15 protein-coding genes are annotated in these 21,973 nt (G+C 66.7%); 8 read left to right on the forward strand and 7 right to left on the reverse strand.

Annotated features, from left to right (window positions below; genetic code table 11):
* The first annotated feature begins 3 nt into the window (after window positions 1–3).
* A complete protein-coding gene (locus BXA00_RS15485; RefSeq protein WP_076519299.1) occupies window positions 4–333 on the forward strand; it encodes a DUF2818 family protein in 330 nt (109 codons plus the stop codon).
* 396 nt (window positions 334–729) lie between these two features.
* A complete protein-coding gene (locus BXA00_RS15490; protein WP_076519300.1) occupies window positions 730–2,991 on the forward strand; it encodes a TonB-dependent siderophore receptor in 2,262 nt (753 codons plus the stop codon).
* A gap of 140 nt (window positions 2,992–3,131) precedes the next feature.
* On the opposite strand, the gene serB is transcribed toward BXA00_RS15490, so the two are convergent.
* A complete protein-coding gene (gene serB, locus BXA00_RS15495; RefSeq protein WP_076519301.1) occupies window positions 3,132–3,989 on the reverse strand; it encodes a phosphoserine phosphatase SerB in 858 nt (285 codons plus the stop codon).
* A 26-nt stretch (window positions 3,990–4,015) separates the two neighbouring features.
* Window positions 4,016–7,498: a transcription-repair coupling factor gene (gene mfd / locus BXA00_RS15500; RefSeq protein ID WP_076519302.1), complete on the reverse strand. Its 3,483-nt coding sequence runs from the start codon at window positions 7,496–7,498 to the stop codon at window positions 4,016–4,018.
* Window positions 7,499–7,527: 29 nt separating this feature from the next.
* Between mfd and ispD the strand changes: the two genes are divergently transcribed.
* From ispD to BXA00_RS15515, 3 genes are all read left to right on the forward strand, one after another.
* Window positions 7,528–8,211, forward strand: coding sequence for a 2-C-methyl-D-erythritol 4-phosphate cytidylyltransferase (ispD, locus tag BXA00_RS15505; protein WP_076519303.1), 684 nt, complete (start codon window positions 7,528–7,530; stop codon window positions 8,209–8,211).
* On the forward strand, window positions 8,208–8,699 hold the full coding sequence (gene ispF, locus BXA00_RS15510) for a 2-C-methyl-D-erythritol 2,4-cyclodiphosphate synthase (protein WP_076519304.1): 492 nt from the start codon (window positions 8,208–8,210) through the stop codon (window positions 8,697–8,699). The genes ispD and ispF overlap by 4 nt, the downstream gene beginning before the upstream one ends.
* Before the next feature lie 181 nt (window positions 8,700–8,880).
* Complete coding sequence (locus tag BXA00_RS15515) at window positions 8,881–10,944, forward strand: DUF4344 domain-containing metallopeptidase (RefSeq protein WP_076519305.1); 2,064 nt, start codon at window positions 8,881–8,883, stop codon at window positions 10,942–10,944.
* A gap of 101 nt (window positions 10,945–11,045) precedes the next feature.
* Here BXA00_RS15515 and BXA00_RS15520 read toward each other — a convergent pair whose 3' ends face one another.
* The 4 genes from BXA00_RS15520 to ompR form a co-directional block, all read right to left on the reverse strand.
* Entirely contained in the window at window positions 11,046–11,564 is a 519-nt protein-coding gene (locus BXA00_RS15520) for a carboxymuconolactone decarboxylase family protein (RefSeq protein WP_076519306.1), read from the reverse strand.
* A gap of 73 nt (window positions 11,565–11,637) precedes the next feature.
* Window positions 11,638–12,186: a peroxiredoxin gene (locus BXA00_RS15525; RefSeq protein WP_006217982.1), complete on the reverse strand. Its 549-nt coding sequence runs from the start codon at window positions 12,184–12,186 to the stop codon at window positions 11,638–11,640.
* Between the two features lie 59 nt (window positions 12,187–12,245).
* On the reverse strand, window positions 12,246–13,640 hold the full coding sequence (locus BXA00_RS15530; protein ID WP_076519307.1) for an ATP-binding protein: 1,395 nt from the start codon (window positions 13,638–13,640) through the stop codon (window positions 12,246–12,248).
* Window positions 13,641–13,674: 34 nt separating this feature from the next.
* Window positions 13,675–14,409 (reverse strand): two-component system response regulator OmpR, encoded by a 735-nt coding sequence (ompR, locus tag BXA00_RS15535; protein WP_003813882.1) that lies wholly within the window; start codon window positions 14,407–14,409, stop codon window positions 13,675–13,677.
* A 131-nt stretch (window positions 14,410–14,540) separates the two neighbouring features.
* On the opposite strand from ompR, the gene tsaB reads away from it, so the two are divergent.
* A complete protein-coding gene (gene tsaB, locus BXA00_RS15540; protein WP_076519308.1) occupies window positions 14,541–15,797 on the forward strand; it encodes a tRNA (adenosine(37)-N6)-threonylcarbamoyltransferase complex dimerization subunit type 1 TsaB in 1,257 nt (418 codons plus the stop codon).
* Window positions 15,794–16,771, forward strand: a complete 978-nt coding sequence (locus BXA00_RS15545; protein ID WP_076519309.1) for a uracil-DNA glycosylase — start codon at window positions 15,794–15,796, stop codon at window positions 16,769–16,771. Before tsaB ends, BXA00_RS15545 begins: the two co-directional genes overlap by 4 nt.
* Before the next feature lie 81 nt (window positions 16,772–16,852).
* Here BXA00_RS15545 and lplT read toward each other — a convergent pair whose 3' ends face one another.
* Window positions 16,853–18,166: a lysophospholipid transporter LplT gene (gene lplT / locus BXA00_RS15550; protein WP_076519310.1), complete on the reverse strand. Its 1,314-nt coding sequence runs from the start codon at window positions 18,164–18,166 to the stop codon at window positions 16,853–16,855.
* 264 nt (window positions 18,167–18,430) lie between these two features.
* On the opposite strand from lplT, the gene smc reads away from it, so the two are divergent.
* Entirely contained in the window at window positions 18,431–21,964 is a 3,534-nt protein-coding gene (gene smc, locus BXA00_RS15555) for a chromosome segregation protein SMC (protein WP_076519311.1), read from the forward strand.
* Window positions 21,965–21,973: the final 9 nt, after the last annotated feature.

Genomic DNA, 21,973 nt, shown 5'->3' on the forward strand with positions numbered 1-21,973 from the left:
GCCATGAACCAGACGCTGGCGGTATGGCTGTTGATCGCGCTGGCGCTCGTCAGCGCGAACCTTCCCTTTCTGACCGAACGCGTGTTTGCCGTGCTGCCCTGGAAGCAGGGCGGCGCCACGGCGGTCAAGCCCTTCTGGGTCCGCCTGGTCGAAGTCCTGGTTTTCTACGCGATCGTCGGCGCGCTGGGATTTGCGTTTGAATCCGCGCTGGGCAACCGCTTTGCCCAGACCTGGGAGTTCTACGCGATCACGCTCAGTTTGTACCTGGTGCTGGCCTATCCCGGGTTCGTGTACCGGTATCTGTTCAAGCGGCACCCTCGCTTGCGCGTTTGAAGACGCGGCAAGACCCTTAAACGCCCCGCCAGGGGCGTTTTTTCATTTGCTCATGGAAAGCTGTGGAACGTGCCTGGCGCAGCCTGTGGCGCGTTCTGGCGCGTCGGGCTGCAGGGCTGAGACGCCTATCCCTGGCTGGTACGAGCGGGGCCGTTCATGCGGGCAGGGGCGGACCGAAGACGAGCCCTGCGCCCCGCGCGCCTTCGATCGCCGGCCCCGATCCGCCCCCAAAAATTGAGCATTCGAAATACGTCGAAAGTTCGCCCAGCAGTGTTGTTTTTTCATCTTTCGGATGAGCGGAATCGAATCATTCAGGTTTCATTCAGCCTCCCAGTTCAGAATCGCAAACGACAAAAAAACAAGAATCGTTGCTATTCACATTCTGGAGAAGTTGGTTTGAAGCCCCAAGATTCGTATTCGCTGAATACGCTCGCCACGTCGCTGGCCGCCGCCATCGCGGCGCCGGCGTTGTTCGTCAGCCCCTATGCCGCAGCGCAGTCCGCCGACACCGGCGTGACCCAGTTGTCCCCGGTCCGTGTCGAGGGCGAAGGCTCTCCCTACCAGACGTCCACGGCTCAGTCGCCCAAGTTGACGGCGCCCTTGCTGGATACGCCGCGCACGGTGCAGGTCGTGCCCCAGCAGGTGATCCAGGACCAGGCCGCTTCGTCGCTTCAGGATGTGCTGCGCAACTCGCCCGGCATCACCTTCGGCGCCGGCGAAGGCGGCCGGCCGGGCGGCGACCTGCCCATCATCCGCGGGCAGAATTCCGCGGGGAGCATCTTCCTGGACGGCATCCGCGATTCCAGCACCCAGATCCGCGACACGTTCAACCTGGAGCAGGTCGAGATCATCAAGGGACCGGATTCGGTCTATTCCGGCCGCGGTGGTGCGGGCGGCAGCATCAACATGGTCAGCAAGACGCCCAAGGCCACGGACTTCACCGAAGCCACGGCGCAGATCGGCACGGACAACAATTACCGCGCGACCATCGACAGCAACTGGCGCCTGGCGGACAAGGCGGCCTTCCGTCTGAACGTCATGGGCAACAAGGGCGACGTGCCCGGCCGCGACAACGCGGTGGACTTCGAACGCTGGGGCGTGGCGCCTTCCCTGATGCTGGGCGTCGGCACGCCGACGCGCATCACGCTCAGCTATTACCACTACCAAGACGACAGCATGCCGGATTACTCCATCCCGTATGACCCGAAGACGGGCCAGCCGGTGACGGAGACCATGGGCGTGAGCCGCAAGTCGTTCTACGGCCTGACCGGACGCGATTTCATGAAGACGCGCGACGACGTCGCGACGGTCGACTTCCAGCATGATTTTTCCGACAAGCTGCAGCTGCGCAACGTGATGCGCTACGGCCGCGGCACGACCGATTTCGCCGCCACCAATCCTGACGACAGCAAGGGCAACATTCCCAACGGGCTGGTGTATCGCGCGCTCAAGTCGGGCTACTACGTCACCAAGACCTTTGCCAACCAGACGGACCTGACCGGCGAGTTCGAGACCGGCAGCCTGAAGCATTCGTTCGATCTGGGCTTCGAGTACAGCAACATCAAGCAGGACAAGGACGGCTACACCCAGACCATCGCCCGCGGCCCGATGGACTGCAAGGTCAGCGCGACGGACCTGTCGAATCCGGCGCTGTGCACGTCGCTGTGGGATCCGGATCCCAGCGACGACTACCCGGGCAAGCTGACCCGCAACGACAATCCTGCCCGCTACAACACGGACACGATCGCGCTCTACGGCTTTGACACCATCAAGTTCAACGAACAATGGCAGGCCAGCCTGGGCGCGCGCTGGGACAACTACCGGACCAGCGGCAGCAACATCGCGCGCGGCCGCAGCGATCCGGCCGGCACACCCGCGTTCTACAGCACGAGCCGCGAAGACAACCTCTTCAACTACCAGGTCGGCCTGGCGTACAAGCCTGCGCCCAATGGCACGATCTACGCCACCTACGGCACCTCGTCCACGCCGTCCGCGGTGGCGGGCAGCGCGGTCAGCGATGCGACGTCGCTGTCGAACGCGTCGCTCGAACCCGAGAAGAGCCGGACGGTCGAACTGGGCACGAAGTGGCAGGTGCTGGATGACAAGCTGACGCTCTCGGCGGCGGCCTTCCACGACATCCGCAAGAACACCAGCGTCGCCGTGTCCGCGACCGAAGTGGCGCAGGTAGGCGAGGCCAAGGTGCGCGGCATCGAAATCGGCTTCTCGGGCGCCATCACGCCCAAGTGGAACGTCTTCGGCGGCTACACGTTCATGGACAGCGAAATGACCAAGGGCGCGTACAACAGCGGCGCGGTCGGCCAGGACCTGCCCAACACGCCGCGCAATGCCTTCAGCCTGTGGACGACCTACAAGGTCCTGCCCAAGCTGACGGTCGGCGGCGGCGCGTACTACGTTGACAAGGTCTACGGCAACTCGGACGCCACGAAGAATGCCGATGGCACGCCCAAGGCGCGCTGGGTGCCTTCGTACTGGCGCTTCGACGCGATGGCCGCCTACGAATTCAACGAGCATATCTCGGCGCAGTTGAACGTGCTGAACATCTTCGACGAAACGTACTACACCAAGGCCTATGCCGCGCACTACGCGGCGCTGGGCACGGGCCGGGCGGCGTTGCTGTCCCTGCGCATGCGGTATTGAGCATGGGGCGTTGAGCGGCGGCGCCGCGCAGCCGGCGCCGACTCGCTACGAAAAAGCCACCTCATCTTGAGGTGGCTTTTGTGCTTTGGGGGGCTGGCACCGGCGCGCTGATGGGTGTCAGACACCGGGGCATCTGCGGATCAGGTCTCGAACCAGTTCAGCACGCCGTCCAGCCCCGACACGTTCAGGGCGTAGCGCGTCTGCTGCCGAACCAGCGGCTTGGCGTGGTAGGCCACCGGGAAGCCCGCGTTGGCCAGCATCTTCAGGTCGTTGGCGCCGTCTCCCATCGCGATGATCTGGTGCGTGTCGGCGCCGTGCGTGCGCGCGAACTCGCGCAGATGCGCGGCCTTGGCGTCGGCGTCCAGGATGTCGCCCAGCACGCGGCCGGTCAGCACGCCGTTTTCGATTTCGAGGGTATTGGCGTGGGCGCTGTCCAGGTTCAGGCGGGCGCGCAGGCGCTCGGTGAAGAACGTGAATCCGCCGGACACCAGCAGCACCTTGATGCCCGCGGACTGGGCGGTGGTGATGAGGCGCTCGGCGCCCGGGTTCAGTCGCAGCTTTTCCTCGTAGACCTGGTCCAGCGCGCCGGCCGGCGCGCCCTTGAGCAGCGCGACCCGGCGCCGCAGGCTCTCGGCGAAATCCTTGATTTCGCCGCGCATGGCGGCTTCGGTGATCTCGGACACCTTGTCCTTCACGCCGACCACGCCCGCGATCTCGTCGATGCACTCGATGTTGATCAGCGTGGAGTCCATGTCCATGGCCAGGACCTTGCAGTGCGACAGCTTCAGGCCGGACGGCACGAAAGCGGCGTCGACGCCGCGGGCATCGGCCCAGGCGGTGACCACGCTGCGGGTCTCGGCGTCGTGCTGCACGTCGAGCAGGCGGGCGGCGGTATTGCTGATCCGCGCGATGCCCTGGGCCTGGGCCAGGGCTGCGAGCTGTTCCGCATGTTCGATGGCGAGGCCGGGGGATTGGACGACGAGGTTGTGGGTAGTCATGGCGGGATGGGGAAGGGTGTCTGGGATTATTTCAGTGCGCGCAGGACCGCTCGCACGGCGTCGGCGCGGGCCGCAAGCTGGGGCGCCTTGATCTCGACGCGCAATTTGTCCTGCCCGGCGAGCTTGATGTGGCGCTGGCGCTGGACGAGATCGATGATCCGGCCGGGGTCGACCGTGGTCTTGGGACCGAACTGCAGCAGCGCCTGGCTTTCGCTGGCGTCGATCTTGACGATGCCCAGGGGCTGGGCCGCAAGGCGCAGGCGGTGCGTCGCGAGCAGGGTCTGCGCCGCCTCGGGCAGCTTGCCGAAGCGGTCGATCAGTTCTTCCTGGATGTGGATCAGGTCGTCCTCGTCGGCGGCGTGCGCCAGCCGCTTGTAGATGGCCAGGCGTGCATGCACGTCGGCGCAATAGTCGGACGGCAATAGCGCCGGCGCATGCAGGTTGACCTCGCACGCCAGGTTGAAGGGCGCGTCCAGGTCGGGTTCTTCGCCGGCCCGCAGGGCGCGCACGGCTTCGTTGAGCATCTCGTTGTACATCGAGAAGCCGACTTCCTGGATGTTGCCGGACTGCGAATCGCCCAGCACTTCGCCGGTGCCGCGGATTTCCAGGTCGTGCATGGCCAGGTAAAAGCCCGAGCCGAGCTCTTCCATGGCCTGGATGGCTTCCAGCCGCTTCTTGGCGTTGCTGGTGATGGCGTCCTCGCCCGGCGTCAGCAGATAGGCATAGGCCTGGTGGTGGGAACGTCCGACCCGCCCGCGCAACTGGTGCAGCTGGGCCAGCCCGAAGCGGTCGGCGCGGTGGATCACGATGGTGTTCGCGCTGGGCACGTCGATGCCGGTTTCGATGATGGTGGTGCACAGCAGGACGTTGTAGCGCTGCTGGTAGAACCCCTTCATCACCTGTTCGAGTTCGCGCTCCGGCATCTGGCCGTGTGCCACCGCGATCCGGGCCTCGGGCACCAGTTCTTCCAGGCGGGCGCGGCGGTTGTGGATGGTCTCGACCTCGTTGTGCAGGAAGTAGCACTGGCCGCCGCGCTTGAGCTCGCGCAAGAGGGCCTCGCGCAAGGTGCTGCCGTCTTCGCGGCGCACGAAGGTCTTGATGGCCAGGCGCTTCTGCGGCGCGGTGGCGATCACGGAGAAGTCGCGGATGCCTTCCAGCGACATGCCCAGCGTGCGCGGGATGGGCGTGGCGGTCAGCGTCAGCACGTCGACTTCGGCGCGCAGCGCCTTCAGGGCCTCTTTCTGGCGCACGCCGAAGCGGTGTTCCTCGTCGATGATGACCAGGCCCAGCCGCTTGAACTTCACGTCCTTGGACAGGATCTTGTGCGTGCCGATGACGATATCGACCCGGCCGTCATTGATGCCCTCGATGGCGCTGGCCACCTCTTTGGGGGACCGGAAGCGCGACAGCTCCACCACGCGCACGGGCCAGTCGGCAAAGCGATCGGAGAAGGTCTGCGCGTGCTGTTCGGCAAGCAGGGTGGTGGGGCACAGCAGGGCCACCTGCTTGCCGTTGGCCACGGCCAGGAAGGCGGCGCGCAGCGCGACTTCGGTCTTGCCGAAGCCGACGTCGCCGCACACCAGGCGGTCCATGGGACGGCCGGACGTCATGTCGCTGATCACGGCCTGGATGGCGGCGGCCTGATCGGCCGTTTCTTCAAAGCCGAAGCCTTCGGCGAACGCTTCGTAGTCATTGAGCGGCAGGTTGAAGGCAAAGCCTTCGCGCGCCGCGCGCTGCGCATACAGCGCCAGCAATTCGGCGGCCGTATCGCGGACCTGCTTGGCCGCCTTGCGGCGGGCCTTGTCCCATTGGCCGGAGCCCAGCTGGTGCAGCGGCGCGGCTTCCGGATCGGCGCCGCTGTAGCGGGCGATCACGTGCAGTTGCGACACCGGCACGTACAGCGTGCTGCCGTTGGCATATTCGAGGTGGAGGAACTCCATCTCGCCTTCGCCCATGTCCATATTGACCAGGCCGTGGTAGCGCCCGATGCCGTGCTGCGCATGGACGACGGGGTCGCCTTCGCGCAGTTCGGACAGGTCTCGCACCATGGCTTCGACGTTGCTCGCGCGTTCCTGGTCGCGCTTGCCACGGCGTCCGGTGCTGGCCAGTCCGGGGTAGAGATCGTTTTCGGTCAGGAACGCCAGGTTGGCGTCCGGCAGTTCGAAGCCGGTGCCCAGCGGCGAGGCGACGATGCCGAAATGCGCGTCCGACGCCAGGAAGGCCTGGATGGTGTCCGGCTGGGCGTCGGGCGTGACGCCGAACTCGTTCAGCATCTGCACCAGGGTTTCGCGCCGGCCGGCCGAGTCCGCGCACAGCAGCACGCGGGTCTGGCGCGTCTGCACCAGCGCGCGCAGCTTGGCGATGGGGTCATCGGAGCGGCGCGCCACGCTGACGTCGGGCGCCGCGCGAAAGTCCGGATGCGGCTGGCCCGCGGCCAGCGACAGGCGTCGGAATTCCTTCAGCCGCCCATACAGCGCTTCTTTGTCCAGGAACAGGGCGGAAGGCGGCAGCACCGGGCGTTCGCGGTCGCTTTTCAGGAAGCCATGGCGGCTGGCGGTGTCCTGGCTGAAGCGCTGCATCGCATCGTCGATGTCGCCGACGGTGACCATGACCGTGCCTTCGGACACGTAGTCGAACAGCGTGGCGGTTTCCTCGAAGAAGAGCGGCAGGTAGTACTCGACCCCGGCGAACGGGATGCCGTTGCCGATGTCCTTGTAGGGCAGGGCGCGCGACGGATCGCCTTCGAAGACCTCGCGAAAGCGGGCGCGGAAGCGGTTGCGCGAGTCTTCGTCCATGGGGAACTCGCGGCCGGGCAGGAGCTGCACTTCGCGCACGGGGTACAGGCTGCGCTGGGTGTCGACGTCGAAGCTGCGGATGGTCTCGATCTCGTCGTCGAACAGATCCAGCCGGTACGGCACCACCGAGCCCATCGGGAACAGGTCGATCAGGCCGCCGCGCAGGCAGAATTCGCCGGGCGAGGTCACCTGGGTGACGTGGTTGTAGTTGGCCAGGGTGAGTTGCGCGCGCAGCGCCGATTCGTTCAGCTTGTCCTTCTGTTTGAACGAAAACGTGTAGGCGGCCAGGAACGAGGGCGGGGCCAGCCGGTACAACGCGGTGGTGATGGGCACGGTCAGCACATCCACCGTCTTCATCATCAGCGAATGCAGCGTGTTCAGGCGCTCGGAGATCAGGTCCTGGTGCGGCGAGAAGGCGTCGTAGGGCAGCGTTTCCCAGTCGGGCAGTTGCCTGACGCGCAGGCCCGGCGCGAACAGCTGGATTTCCTCGGCCAGGCGTTGGGCCTCCAGGGGCTCGGCCGTCAGGATCACCAGCGGCGCGCCGGCCTGGCGTGCCAGGTCCGCCAGCAGCCAGGCGTCGCCCGAGCCGGGCGGCCGGGGCTGCGCGTAGCGCGCGCCGGCTTTCAGCGCGGACAGGGTGGGGACCGTGGCGGGGACGGGCGGCGCGGCCGTGTCGAGGGAAGAAGGGGTGGGCATCAGGCTGGAAGCGGACATCAAGCGGAAGATTATAAAATCTCCGCACCATGTCTGACTCAATCATCGCGATCGTGCCCGCCGCGGGCGTCGGCGCCCGCGCCACCCGCGCCGGGCACGAGGCCGTTCCCAAGCAATATCGTCCACTGTCCGGACAGCCCATGCTGCGCCACGCGGTTTGCGCGCTGCTGGCCGATGCGCGCGTGTCGCAGGTGCGCGTGGCGGTGACGCCGGGAGACGGCTGGGTCGACGCCGCGCTGGCCGGCCTGCCGCGCACCGTCTGGCGCGCCTGCGGCGGCGCGACGCGCGCCGATACGGTCGCGGGCGCGCTGGCCGACAGCGAGGTCGCGGATGACGCCTGGGTGCTGGTGCACGATGCCGCGCGGCCGGGCTTGCCCGCTTCGGCGCTGGGCCGCCTGATCGACGCCTGCCTTGTCGATCCGGTGGGCGGCCTGCTGGCCCTGCCGGTGGCCGACACGGTCAAGGGCGGGCACGAGCGCGTGGAGCGCACGCTGGACCGCAATGGCCTGTGGCTGGCGCAAACGCCGCAGATGTTCCGCGCCGGGGTGCTGCGCGATGCGCTGACCGCGGCTTGCGTGGACGGCGTGACCGTCACCGACGAGGCCTCCGCGATCGAGGCCGCCGGCTACGCGCCGTTGCTGGTTCCGGGCGCGATGCGCAACTTCAAGGTGACGTGGCCGGACGATTTCGAACTGATGGAAAAATGGCTATGAGCATTCCTTTCCGCGTCGGGCAAGGCTTTGACGTGCATGCGCTGGTCGAGGGCCGGCCGCTGATCATCGGCGGGGTCACGATTCCCCATACCCACGGCCTGCTGGGACATTCCGATGCAGACGTGCTGCTGCACGCGATCACCGACGCGCTGCTGGGCGCGGCGGGCCTGGGCGATATCGGCCGGCATTTTCCCGACACCGATCCGGCCTTCAAGGGAGCCGACAGCCGCGTGCTGCTGCGCGAGGCGATGGCCAGGGTCCGCCGGGCGGGCTGGACGCCGGTCAATATCGACGCCACCCTGCACGCGCAGGCGCCGAAGATCGGTCCGCATGCGCCGGCCATGGTGAAGAACATCGCCGCCGATACCGGGTTGGACGAAGCCGAGGTCAACATCAAGGCCAAGACCAACGAGGGGCTGGGCTACCTGGGCCGCAAGGAAGGCATCGCGGCGACGGTGGTCGCGCTGCTGGCGCGCGTCGAAAGCTGACCCCGCACGCCGCCATGTCCGTGGCGTCCGCGCCACGCGCCCCACGCCTTTTCAATGCCGCCTGCGCCGCAACGCCAGGCGGCATTTACGTTGGCATACATCTTTAACAAATGAATAAGCGGGTGAATTTGATCTGACTTACGCTGCGCCACTTGAAATCTGACTAATCAGGGACATTCAGATGCAATTACGGGGCGCGGGGCTATTTTTCGTTCTTGCCGCATTTGCCACCTCCGCGCACGCGGAGTACGAGCAGCAGCTCGGCCCGCTGGCAGGCACCGTCAGGCAGCAGCTTCTGCAGGGGTGGCACGTGGGCGAACAGGATGGCTGGTTCACCCTGCGCAACAGCGACGTGCCCGGCGGCGAGCAGACGTTCTATGTCAACGCGGGCCAGCCGCCCGAATCGGGCCGCATCATCGACGTCAACGTGGTGGTCAACTCAAAAAGCCCCAAGGCGTCCATTGGCGTCGCGCTCAACAACAATGCGCGCAAGAGCCTGTGCCTGCTGGAGATCCGGGCGGACCGCAACACGCTGCTGTTCTGTCTCGAGGGCCAGAAGCGGCGCGACATCGCGTCGGTGCCCAATGTCGCGAAGCTGGACGGCACGGACCGCATCAAAGTGGTTGAAGTGCCGGGCGCGGCGCGTTTCATCGTCAATGGCCAGAAGATCGCCGACGTCGAGAACGAGCCCGCGCTGGGCAGCGAAGTCGGCATCATGGCCTACGATGAAGGCACCTTCGGCATCGCCGATTTCACGATCAATTCCAATCTGGCCACCCAGCCGGCCGGCGGCGGTGCGCAAGGCGGCGCAGGCGCAGGGGCAGGGGCTGGGTCAACCCGGGCGCCCGCCGCGGCGCCCGCGCCCGCGAACAACACGCCCGCCTTGCCCGGCGCGGGGCCCTATCCCCGGTTCGGCGGCGACACGCTGCGCATCGTCGGCGTCTACGTCGGGATCATGCGCAGCATTTTCCTGCACGAATTCGGCCATGCGCTGATCGGCGAGCTGGAACTGCCCGCGACGGGCGCGGAAGAAGACGCGGTCGACATGTATTCGGCGCTGCAGATCGTCGAGCCCACGATGTACCCGTCCAGCGACAAGGACGTGAACATCATGGCCCGCGAGGCCGCGACGTACGCCGCGCTGCAGTGGTACTACAGCGGCATGCTGGCGGAAAAGCGCGGCGCGTCGGCAAATTCGGCGTGGCAGGACGAGCACACGGGCGATCTCAAGCGTTTCCGCAACATGCTGTGCATCATGTACGGCGGCAACCCCTCGGTGTTCGAGCCGGTGGCTAAGCACGTGGGCTTCGAGGACCGGACCAAGGCGCGCTGCACGGACGAATTCAACAAGCAGAACCGCGCCTGGCGCCGGCTGCTGGCGCCGCACACCCGCGTCGGCGCGTGGACGCCCGACGGCCAACAGCCGGCCGACGCGCCGGGCGCGCCGGTCAATGTGGTGTTCGAGCCGTCCAAGCGCAAGATCGGCAATCTCTTTGCGAACAACCTGTCCGAGGCGATCACCAACAATATCAAGCTGCTGGGCCAGACCTACGTGCTGCCGCGGCCGGTCAACGTGGTGTTCAAGGACTGCGGCCAGCTGAACGCCTGGTACAGCCCCCGGGAAGGGTCGATCACCATGTGCTACGACCTGATCGAGAACATCGCGGTGATGATCTCCGACATTGAAACGGGCACCGTGGGCGGAGAAGTCGTGGCCAAGGATGGCGCGGCTCCCCGGCAGCCGCCAGCCGCCGGGCAGGGGATGCCCGCGCAGCCGAGCGGCACGTTCGATGAACTCAAGGACAGCGGCGTGCCGCCCACGTCCATGCTGTTCTCGTCCCCCTACAAGGGCCCGACGCCCAACAAGCACACCCGCGCCGAGGTCATCACGACCGCGGACCTGGTGCAGATGATCAACAAGGACAAGTCGATTCTCATCATCGACACCAGCGGCCTGCGGGACACGCTGCCCATTGCCTACCCGCTGGCGGACGCGGGCCAGGACGGCAGCGTCGCGGATCACCTGCAGGGCGCGCTCGACGCCTGGCTCCAGAAGAACACGGGCGGCCGGCGCGACGCACCCATCGTGTTCATGGGCGCGGGCATGAATGACCGTTCGTCCTATAACGCGGCGCTGCGTGCAGGCACACTGGGATGGCGCGCGTATTGGTATCGCGGCGGCATGGAGGCCTGGGTGGCCAACGGCCTGCCCACCGCGCCGGTCAAGCCGGCCGCCGGAAAGTAGCGGCGCGACGGGGGCGCCATCGCGCCGCCGTCCCTGACGCCATTAAGCAAAAAGCCCGCCTGCATCATGCAGGCGGGCTTTTTTCCGATCGGCGGAACCGCTTACTTGCCTTGGGCGGCCAGCGCCAGGGCAGCGGCGTTGACCACGGCGGCGATACGGCCGGCGTCGCGCAACTGTTCGGTCGACAGGCCGTCGTTCTTCAGGTTTTCATAGTGCGACGCAACGCAGAAGTGGCACTTGCCGATGATGGAGGCCACCAGCGCAAAGAGCTCGAAACGCTTCTTCTCGACGCCGCCATGGGTGGCGTAGGCGTTCATGCGCAACTGGGCCGGCAGGCTCTTGAGCTGGGCGTCGCCGGTCATCTCGACGTAGGGGTACCAGGTGTTGTTCATGCCCATGAGGGCGGATGCGGTCAGCGCGGCGTTCGCGTCGCCTTCCGACAGGCCGCTCTTGAAGGCTTCAACCAGCACCGGGCTGCGCGCGGCATAGGCGGCGGACAGGGCAGCGCCGATGGCGTCTTCGGGAGCCAGCGTCGAGCGGGCGATCACGGCGTCCAGATTCAGGCGGATGTCCTTGGCCCAATCCGGCAACTGTTCCTTAATGGTCGTAAGAAATTCCATAGTTTTTACCTATAATCTAGCGCAGTTAAAGCCCGGGCGGGGCCTGCGAACAGGCCCCGGGCCGGGCTGGAAATTACAGCGTGGCGCCGCCAACCGTACGGTTGCACGGGCAGAGCTCGTCGGTTTGCAGACCGTCGAGCAGACGCAGCACTTCTTCCGGGTTACGGCCGACGTTCAGGTTGTTCACCGAAACGTGCTGGATCGTGTTGTCCGGGTCGACGATGAAGGTGGCGCGCAGGGCAACGCCAGCACCCTTCTCACGCACGCCGAGCTGGTCGATCAGCGCGCCGGTGGTGTCGCCGAATTGGTAGTGACCCAGCTTGTTCAGGTCCGGGTGCTCACGGCGCCAGGCCAGCTTGACGAATTCGTTGTCGGTCGAACCGCCCAGCAGGACGGCGTCGCGGTCTTCGAAGTCCTTGGCCAGCTTGTTGAAGCCGACGATTTCGGTCGGGCAAACAAACGTGAAGTCTTTCGGGTAGAAGTAAATCACCTTCCACTTGCCGGGGAAGGAGCTTTCGGTGATGTCTTCGAACGCCGACACGCCGTTTTCTTCGTGCTGGTTGAAGCCGGGCTTGACGCCGGTGACCTTGAAGGGTTCGAGTTTGTCGCCAACAGTTTTCATGTTTACTCCCGTAGTTGTTGGGTGGAGATAAGGCAGTGCCTCAAACCATAAATTCTACGCTATGGATTATCGTTGTCTAATTGATAATTCCTAAACTTGGCTTTGGGCAGCTCTATCCTTGCGGTAAGGCCGCCACCCTCGCGCGGCAGCATGCGCAACGAGCCGCCGACGTGCTTGAGCAGGCGTTCGACGATGGCCAGGCCCAGGCCCGCGCCGCTGACCCCGGTGCGCGCGGCTTCTCCACGGGAGAACGGGCGCAACAGGCGATCCACGTCCTCGGGGGCGATGCCGGGGCCGCGGTCGGAGACCTCGATGACGATCATGCTGCCTTCGGCCTGCAGCGTCATGTTCAAGTGCGCCAGGCCGTCGTCGGACCGGCCGTAGCGGCGCGCGTTTTCGATCAGGTTGCTGACGATGCGCTTGAGGTCCAAGGCGGTGATGCGGGCGCGCAGGCCGGGTTCCAGGACGGCTTCCAGATCGCCGCCCAGCGACGCGGTGTGGCTGCGCTCGCGTTCGTAGAGTTCGGCCAGCACCGCGGAAATGTCCGTGGCCAGTTGCGGCAGCGTGCCCGCGGGGCGGGCGTATTCCATGAGCTGGCCGATGCTGTGGTCGATCTGGCCGAGGTCTTCGTCGATGGCCTGGCGGGCGTCTTCGGACACGCCGCTCAGCTCGATTTCCAGCCGCATGCGCGCAAGCGGGGTGCGCAGGTCGTGCGAAATGCCGGCCAGCATGAGCTCGCGGTCGGCCTCGGCCTGGCGCAGGTCTTTGGCCATGCGGTTGAACGAGGCGTTCAGGTCGCGGATTTCGAGCGGCCCCTGTTCGGGCAGGGGGGCGGGCGTTTCACCGCGCGACAGGACCTGGGCGGCCCGGGCCAGGCGCGATAGCGGCCGGTTGACGAACCCGACGCTGACCGCGGCCCCGACAAGGGACAGCAGCAGCGCGGTGGCGCCCCAGCCCAGCCATTCGATGCCGCCGGTCAGTCCGATCTGTTCGCGTTCGAACACCAGCCAGTACAGGTCTTTTTCTATCTGGAAGCTGACCCAGAAACCCGGCACCTGGTTCACGCCCCAGGCGATCTGCGTTTCCGGGCCGAAGCGCGTACGGATGTGCTGGGCCACGCGCTGCCAGTAGTCGTCGTCGGGGAGGGCTTCGGCAAAGTCGGTGACTTCGCGGGGATAGACCTGGATGCCTTCATTGGTGGCCAGGTCGAGCAGAAGTTTGCTGCGTTCGCCGTTATGCGAATAGATCAGCGCGGTGCGCGTGATATTGACGGCCGTGATCACCCGCTGCGCCATCTGATTGGCGCGCGGTCCCAGCTCCATGCTGAAAAATACTTGGAGCCACGCGCCCAGGCTGACCAGCATCAGTGCGGCGAGCAAAAGGAACGTGCGGCCGAATAAACCCAGCCGCAAACGTGATGTCAGGTTCCTGAATGTTCTGCGCAGGCGCGGCACGAAGCTGCGCTCCTGCCCGGGGCGGGCGAGTCGATCAGCTACCACCGTCCGGGACGAACACGTATCCCAGACCCCAGACCGTCTGGATGAATACGGGCTTGGACGGGTTCGGTTCGATCAGCTTGCGCAGGCGCGAGATCTGGACGTCGAGGCTGCGATCGAAGGCTTCGTATTCGCGGCCGCGGGCCAGTTCCATGAGCTTGTCGCGCGACAGGGGAATCTTCGGATGGCGCGCAAACACCTTGAGCACCGAGAATTCACCCGTGGTGATGGGCACCTGTTCGCCGTTGCGCGTGAGCGTACGGGTGGACAGGTTCAGCACGTAAGGGCCGAAGGCGATGGACTCGTTCTCCTGGCTGGGGGCGCCGGGGTGTTCCTCGGTGCCGCGGCGGCGCAGAATCGCATTGATGCGCGCCAGCAGTTCCCGGGGATTGAACGGTTTGGACAGGTAGTCGTCCGCGCCCATCTCCAGCCCGACGATGCGGTCGATCTCTTCCGCCTTGGCCGTGAGCATGATGATGGGGGTGTTGTCGTGACCACCGCGCAGCCGGCGGCAGATGGACAGGCCATCCTCGCCGGGCAGCATCAGATCCAGCACGAGCAGGTCGAAATGCTCGCGTTGCCAGAGTTTGCCCATCTCTTTGGCGTCTTCGGCGACGAAAACGTTGAATCCCTGTTCGGACAAGTACCGGCGCAGCAGATCGCGCAAGCGCGGATCGTCGTCAACGACGAGGATTTTTCGGGTGGGGGTGGTGTTTTGCGTATTCATGGCCGGAAATGTAACAGTGACAAGAACCAGCGGCTAGTGGGCGTTCACAAGATATTACACATTGCGAACCCTGGTTGAAATCCCCCTTACACCCGGGGGTAACAGCGGCTTATTTCGTACAATCTGCTTCTATGGAACTAAACCTGCTGGCTCTGGAAACGTCGTCGTCGCGCTGTGGCGTGGCCCTTTTGCGGGCGGTCGACGGCCGCCTGGACATCCGCGTGCGCGAACACGAAGGCGCCCAGGAACACGCCGAGCGCCTCCTCCCTATGGCCGATGAGCTGCTGGCCGAAGCCGGCATCCCGCCGTCGGACCTGCATGCCGTGGCGTTCGGGCAGGGCCCCGGGGGGTTTACCGGTCTGCGCGTGGCCTGCGGCGTGGCCCAGGGCATGGCCCTCGGCCTGGGGATCCCGGTGTTGCCTATTGTTTCGCACCAGGCGGTGGCCGCCGAGGTCGCCGGGACGCCGGCCGATGCCATCGTCGTGGCCCTGGACGCCCGCATGAACGAGGTCTATCTGGCAGTCTACCGCCGCCGGGACGCGGCTGGCGAGGATTCCGTCTGGGACACCCTGCAGGCGCCGATGTTGATCGCCGCGGCCGAGGTGGTGCCCTGGACAGCGCATCATCTGCCGAACTGGTCGGCCCAGGCGGGGCAGCCGCTCGAACCGCTCCTGGCCGGGGACGCCTGGGAGGCTTATCCGGCCGACATGCGTTGCCCCGCGCAATGGCGCCGGGCCGGCGACGCGCAGCGGCCGCAGGCGGCCAGTGTGGCGCGGCTTGCGCGCCTGGGCTGGCTGCGAGGCGAAACCGTGGCGCCCGAGCTGGCCGCGCCGCTCTATGTCCGAGACAAAGTGGCATTCACCACCGCCGAGCGGCTGCGTGGCGAGGGCGGCAATCCGAAGGCGCAGCCCTCGCTGGCGCCGCAGATCCCGCAGTCCATGACGCAGGCCGACCTGGACGAGGTGGTTGCGCTGGAGGCGCACGTGCAGTCCTTTCCCTGGACGCGCGGCAATTTCTCGGACGCTCTGGCGGCAGGCTATGGCGCCTGGACCTTGCGGCGCGAGGGCAGGCTGGCGGGCTTCGCCATTCTCATGTTTGCGCCTGACGTGGCGCATCTGCTGGTGATCGCCGTGGCCCGGGACCTGCACCGCCAGGGCCTGGGCGGCGTGCTGCTCGACTGGTGCGAACAGCAGGCGCGCGAGCGCGGGCTGGAGGGCCTGCTGCTGGAGGTCCGGCCGTCCAACACGTCCGCCATCAGTTTCTATAAGCGCCACGGCTATCTGCAGATCGGCGTGCGGCGCGCGTATTACCCGGCCGAGAAGGGCGGCCGCGAGGACGCCCTGGTCATGCAGAAACGCTTCAGCGACACGGGCGGGGGACCGGCATGAGCCCCATGGATGCCGTGCCGCGGCCGGCGCCGCCGCGTATCAACCCCTTGCAGCGCATCTGGCTGCGCGAGATCGGCATGGAGCGGCTTTGGCTGCGCACCCCGCCGGTTGCGCCGCCAGCCATGGCGCCGGTCACGGCGCGTGTCGTCGCGCCGGAGGCGGCGTCCGCGGTGCCGCCTGCCTCGCCAGTTAAATCTGCAGTGGTCCCCCCGGCGTCCACCGCCGAGCCGGCCGCCGTACCCAAACCCGCGCCGGCTGCCGCGGCAAGCCCCGCGGCCGAGCCGGCATCGGGTCGCGCCTCGGCCATCCCCGCCTCGATCCTGAACCGCAGCGGCCCGCCGCCGCGTCCCGCGCCGAAGGTCGAGGTCAAGGAAGAAGCGCCGCCGCCCATCCCGGTGGCCGAGGCGGTCAAGGATGCCGATCTGGAGCAATTGGCCGCGCAGGTCGTGGCGTGCGCCGCCTGCGGCCTGTGCCAGGGCCGTCGCCATGCGGTGGTGGGCCACGGCGCGCAGCCGACCCGCTGGCTGGTGGTGGGCGAGGCCCCCGGCGAACAGGAAGATCGCCAGGGCCAACCCTTCGTGGGGCGGTCGGGCCAGTTGCTGGACGCCATGCTGGCGGCCGTGGGCATGAGCCGGGAGCGCGACGTATTCATCACCAACGTGATCAAGTGCCGCCCGCCCGGAAACCGGAATCCCAAGCCCGAGGAGATCGCCGCCTGCAGTCCGTACCTGATGCGGCAGATCGCCCTGCTCAAGCCCGAACGCATCCTGGTGCTCGGCCGCTTCGCGGCGCAGACGCTGCTGGGCACTGACGCCACCATCGGCAGCCTGCGCGGCCGCGTCCATCACTTGAAGACGGACGAGGGTGCGCAGATTCCGGTCGTGGTCAGCTACCATCCGGCCTATCTGCTGCGCAGCCCCTCCGAGAAGGCACGCGCCTGGCAGGACCTGAAGCTGGCTGCGCGCGACCTCTAGCCCGCACCGGCCACAAAGAAAAACACCCGGGCGCGCCCGGGTGTTGTCATTGGCGGCGCAGCGCGTGCGCGGCGCACCGGGTCAGTGTGTCGAATCCAGCGCGCGGCCGTGGCCTTCCTGGCCGATCTGGTCGTGCAGGTCCGGATTGGCCAGCATGTTGCGCTTGCTCCAGCGCATGAACACGACCATCAGCACGGCCACGACGGTGCCGAAGATCACGATGATGATGTTGATCGGCAGCTCCAGCCAAAGCAGCAGCGTATACATGGCCACCATGAGCAGGATGTTGAGCTGTTCGTTGAAGTTCTGGACGGCGATGGAATGGCCGGCCGACAGCAGCACGTGGCCGCGATGCTGGAGCAGGGCGTTCATGGGCACGACGAAGAAGCCGGCCAGACCGCCCGTCAGCAGCAACAGGAGATAGACGCTCCAAGGCTGGTAGACCAGCGGCATCAGCAGCACGACCAGGCCCATGGCGGCGCCCACCGGCAGCACGGCCAGCGCGCGGCGCAGCGGGATGCGGCCCGCCAGGATGGACCCGACCACCGTGCCCAGCGCAGCCACGCCCATCAGCATTGAAGCCTTGTCGAGCTGGTAGCCCAGATGGCTGCGGCCCCATTCGATGACGATGAGCTGCAGCGTGGCCCCCGCGCCCCAGAAGAGCGTGGTGACGGCCAGGGAGATCTGTCCCAGCTTGTCCTTCCAGAGCACGCAGACATAGCCCCAGAAGGTGCGCACGAGCCGCACGGGGTTTTTCTGCTGCGGCGGATAGCGCACGTGCGTGTGGGGGATCAGCAGGTTGCACAGCGCCGCCAGCAGGTACACGAAGGCGATGACCAGGATGGCCGCCTCGGCGGGCGTGCTGACCAGCTTGCCGATGAAGGAATGGCTCAGCAGGGCGCTGGAGACGGACGACGATATCAGCAGTCCACCCAGGACGGTGCCCAGGATGATGGAGAAGACCGTCAGGCCCTCGATCCAGCTGTTGCCCTTGACCAGCAGCGCCGGGGGGAGCATTTCGGTCACGATGCCGTATTTGGCGGGGGAGTAGGCGGCGGCGCCGATGCCCACCACGCCGTAGGCCGCGCACACCAGCCAGGTCTGGTATTGCGGGGCGATGCCCAGGCTGGCATACGAGAACATCAGCAGACAGCCCGCGACCTTGAGGGCATTGGTCGAGAACATGACGCGGCCCTTGGGATAGGAATCCGCCAGGGCGCCGACGAATGCGGCCAGCACGACGTAGGCCAGCGCGAACGACCATTTCATCATGGGCGCCAACCAGTCAGGACCGTGCAGTTCCTGTATCAAGGCGATTGCTGCGATGAACAGCGCATTGTCCGCCAATGACGAGAAGGCCTGCGCGGCCATGACCAGATAGAAACCACGTTTCAAGAATGTCCCCGTTCTTCGGCCAGAGGCTGACCAGTCCGCTTGAAGATGATGTGTCGTGCCAAAAAGTGTCAGGGAGTATAGCCGGAGCCTTGCGCCGGGCCATCGCGCGTTTGCCCGCGGGTTGACCGGTGCCAACCTCTGGGGACAGACCGCCTGCGGTATCATACGGTCCATATGAGAGCCGGCCCTTTTTGGGCCGGTTTGCAATCTGTGCGGCAGGTCCGTTAACGCCTTTCGTTCAACCCACCCCGTCGTCATCGTACTGTGCGCCTTACTCAGCTCAAACTCGCCGGCTTCAAGTCCTTCGTCGACCCCACCGTGATCCCCGTGCCCAGCCAGCTGGTCGGCGTGGTGGGTCCCAATGGCTGCGGCAAGTCGAACATCATCGACGCCGTGCGCTGGGTGCTGGGCGAGGCCAAGGCATCGGAACTGCGCGGCGAGTCCATGCAGGACGTCATTTTCAACGGGTCCGGCAACCGCAAGCCCGCGGCGCGGGCGTCGGTGGAAATGGTGTTCGACAACAGCGAGGGGCGCGCCGCCGGCCAGTGGAGCAGCTACGCCGAAATCGCGGTGCGCCGCGTCCTGACCCGGGACGGCACCAGCAGTTATTTCGTCAACAACCAGCAGGTCCGCCGCCGCGACATCCACGACATCTTCCTGGGCACCGGCCTGGGCGCCCGCGGCTACGCCATCATCGGCCAGGGCATGATCAACCGCCTGATCGAAGCCCGGCCCGAAGAACTGCGCGTATTCCTGGAAGAAGCGGCCGGCGTGTCGCGCTACAAGGAACGCCGCCGGGAAACCGAGAACCGGCTGTCCGACACCCGCGAAAACCTCACCCGCGTCGAAGACATCCTGCGCGAACTGAACAGCCAGCTTGAAAAGCTGGAAGCCCAGGCCGAAGTGGCCACGCGCTACCGCGAACTCCAGGCCGACGGCGAAAAGAAGCAGCATTCGCTGTGGCTGCTGAAGGAGACGGGCGCCCGCGAGGAACGCGCCAGGAAGGCGCAGGAAATGGCGCAGGCCCAGAACGAACTGGAAGCCGCGATTGCCGGCCTGCGCGCAGGCGAGGCCGCGCTCGAATCCCGGCGTCAGGCCCATTACGCCGCCAGCGACGCCGTTCACACCGCGCAGGGCGCGCTGTACGAAGCCAACGCCCAGGTCAGCCGCCTGGAGGCCGAGATCCGGCACGTCGTCGATTCCCGCAACCGCCTGCAGTCGCGCCGCGACCAGTTGCAGCAGCAGATCGCCGAATGGACCAGCCAGCGGGAGCACTGCACCGAACAGATCGCCCAGGCCGAGGATGACCTGGCCACCGCCGCCGCGCGCACCGAAGAAGCGCGCGCCACCGCCGAAGACGCCCAGGCCGGCCTGCCGGCCGTCGAGCAGCGCGTCCGCGAAGCGGCCGCTGGCCGCGACGAAATGCGCGCCGCGCTGGCCCGCGTCGAGCAGAACCTCGCCCTGGTGGCGCAGACCCAGCGCGACGCCGACCGCCAGATGCAGACCCTGGACCAGCGGCGCGAACGCCTGCAGCAGGAACTGCGCGAACTGCACAGCCCCGATCCCGAGCGCCTGGAACAACTTGCCGGCGACCGCGCCGCGGGCGAAGACCAGCTCGAAGCGGCCCAGGAAGAACTGGCGGTCCTCGAGGGCCGCGTGCCCGAGGCCGACGCCGAGCGCAGCCGCGCCCAGGCCGCCGCCCAGACCGAAGCCCAGAACCTGGCCCGCCTGGAAGCCCGCCTGTCGGCGCTGGTGAAGCTGCAGGAAGACGTGCAGAAGCAGGGCGCGCTGGAGCCCTGGCTGGCCAAGCACGAGCTGGCCGGGCTGTCGCGCCTGTGGCAGAAGCTGCACGTCGAGCCGGGCTGGGAAACCGCCCTGGAATCCGCGCTGCGCGAGCGCATGGCCTCGATCGAAGTGCGCACCCTGGACTGGGCGCGCGCCTTCGCCGAGGACGCGCCGCCCGCCCGCCTGGCATTTCACCAGTTGCCCGTCGCGGCCCCGACGCCGCCCGCGCCTGCCGGCTTCACGCCGCTGGCCAGCCTGCTGCGCATCACCGATCCCGACCTGCGCACGCTGCTGAACGAATGGCTGTCCGGCGTCTACGCCGCCAATGACCTCACCCAGGCGCTGTCCCTGCGGGCCACCTTGCCCGCGGGCGCCGCCTGCGTGGTCAAGGCCGGTCACCTCATCGACGCGCACAGCGTGCGCTTCTACGCGCCTGACTCCGAACAGGCGGGCCTGCTGGCCCGCCAGCAGGAAATCGAAAACCTGCAGCGCGAGATCAAGGCCCAGCAGCTCATCACCGACCAGGCGCGTGCCGCGGTCGCCCGGGCCGAAGCCGCCTGGCAGCAGGTGTCCCAGGCCATCTCCCCGGCGCGCACGCGCGTGGCCGAGGTCACGCGCCGGGTGCACGACATCCAGCTCGAACATTCCCGGCTGCAGCAGCAGGCCGAACAGTCCGGCGAGCGCGCCTCGCGCCTGCGCCAGGACCTGGAAGAAATCAAGGCGCACGAGGAAGACCTGCGCGCCACCCGCGAAGAGGCCGAGGCCCGCTTCGAGGCCCTGGACGAAGAGCTTGCCGAGCACCAGTCCCGGTTTGCCGACGCCGAAATGGACGGCGAGACGCTGGCCGCGCAGGCCGAGGCGGCCCGCACCCGGTTGCGGGAACTGGAGCGCGCCGCCCAGGAGGCCGAATTCGCCGAGCGCGGCATCCAGGTCCGCATCACCGACCTGCAACGCAACCGGCAACTGGCCGCGGACCAGAGCCAGCGCGGCGCGGTCGAGCTGGAACAGCTGATGGGCGACCTGGCGGAACTCGACGCGTCCGCGTCGCAGGCCGGCCTGCAGGACGCGCTGGAAATGCGCGCCGAGCGCGAGGAAGCGCTGTCGCGCGCGCGCCAGGAACTCGAAAACCTGGCGGCGCTGCTGCGCGGCGCCGATGAAGACCGGCAGCAGCAGGAGCAGACCCTGGAGCCGCGCCGTGCGCGCATCATGGAATTGCAATTGCAGGAGCAGGCCGCGCGCCTGGCCGAAGAGCAGTTCACCGAGCAGCTCAACGCCCGGGAAGTCGACCGCGAGGAACTGGCCCAGTTCCTGGCCAACCAGCCCGACGAATGGCGCCGCGCAAGCTGGCTGCAACAGGAAGTCGGACGCATCTCGCGCCAGATCGAGGCCCTGGGCTCGGTCAACCTGGCCGCGCTGGACGAATTGAACACCTCGCGCGAGCGCAAGGGCTTCCTGGATTCGCAGCATCAGGACCTGATGACGGCCATCGACACCCTGGAAGACGCCATCCGCAAGATCGACCGCGAAACCCGCGAGCTGCTGCAAGAGACCTTCAACATCGTCAACGGGCACTTCGGCGAACTCTTCCCCAAGCTGTTCGGCGGGGGCGAGGCCAAGCTCAGCATGACCGGCGAGGAAATCCTCGATGCCGGCGTGCAGGTGATGGCCCAGCCGCCCGGCAAACGCAACAGCACGATTCACCTGCTGTCGGGCGGGGAAAAGGCGCTGACCGCCACCGCGCTGGTGTTCGCGCTGTTCAAGTTGAACCCCGCGCCGTTCTGCCTGCTCGACGAGGTGGACGCGCCGCTGGACGACGCCAACACCGAGCGCTACGCGAACCTTGTCGCCAACATGAGCGAGCAGACGCAGTTCCTGTTCATCTCGCACAACAAGATCGCGATGCAGATGGCCAAGCAATTGATCGGCGTGACCATGCAAGAGCAAGGGGTTTCGCGTATCGTTGCGGTAGACATAGATTCGGCCGTCCAGATGATGGCCTCCGAAGCGGCATAAACCCAATAT

It is taken from the genome of Achromobacter sp. MFA1 R4 (assembly GCF_900156745.1).
Classification (GTDB): domain Bacteria; phylum Pseudomonadota; class Gammaproteobacteria; order Burkholderiales; family Burkholderiaceae_B; genus Achromobacter.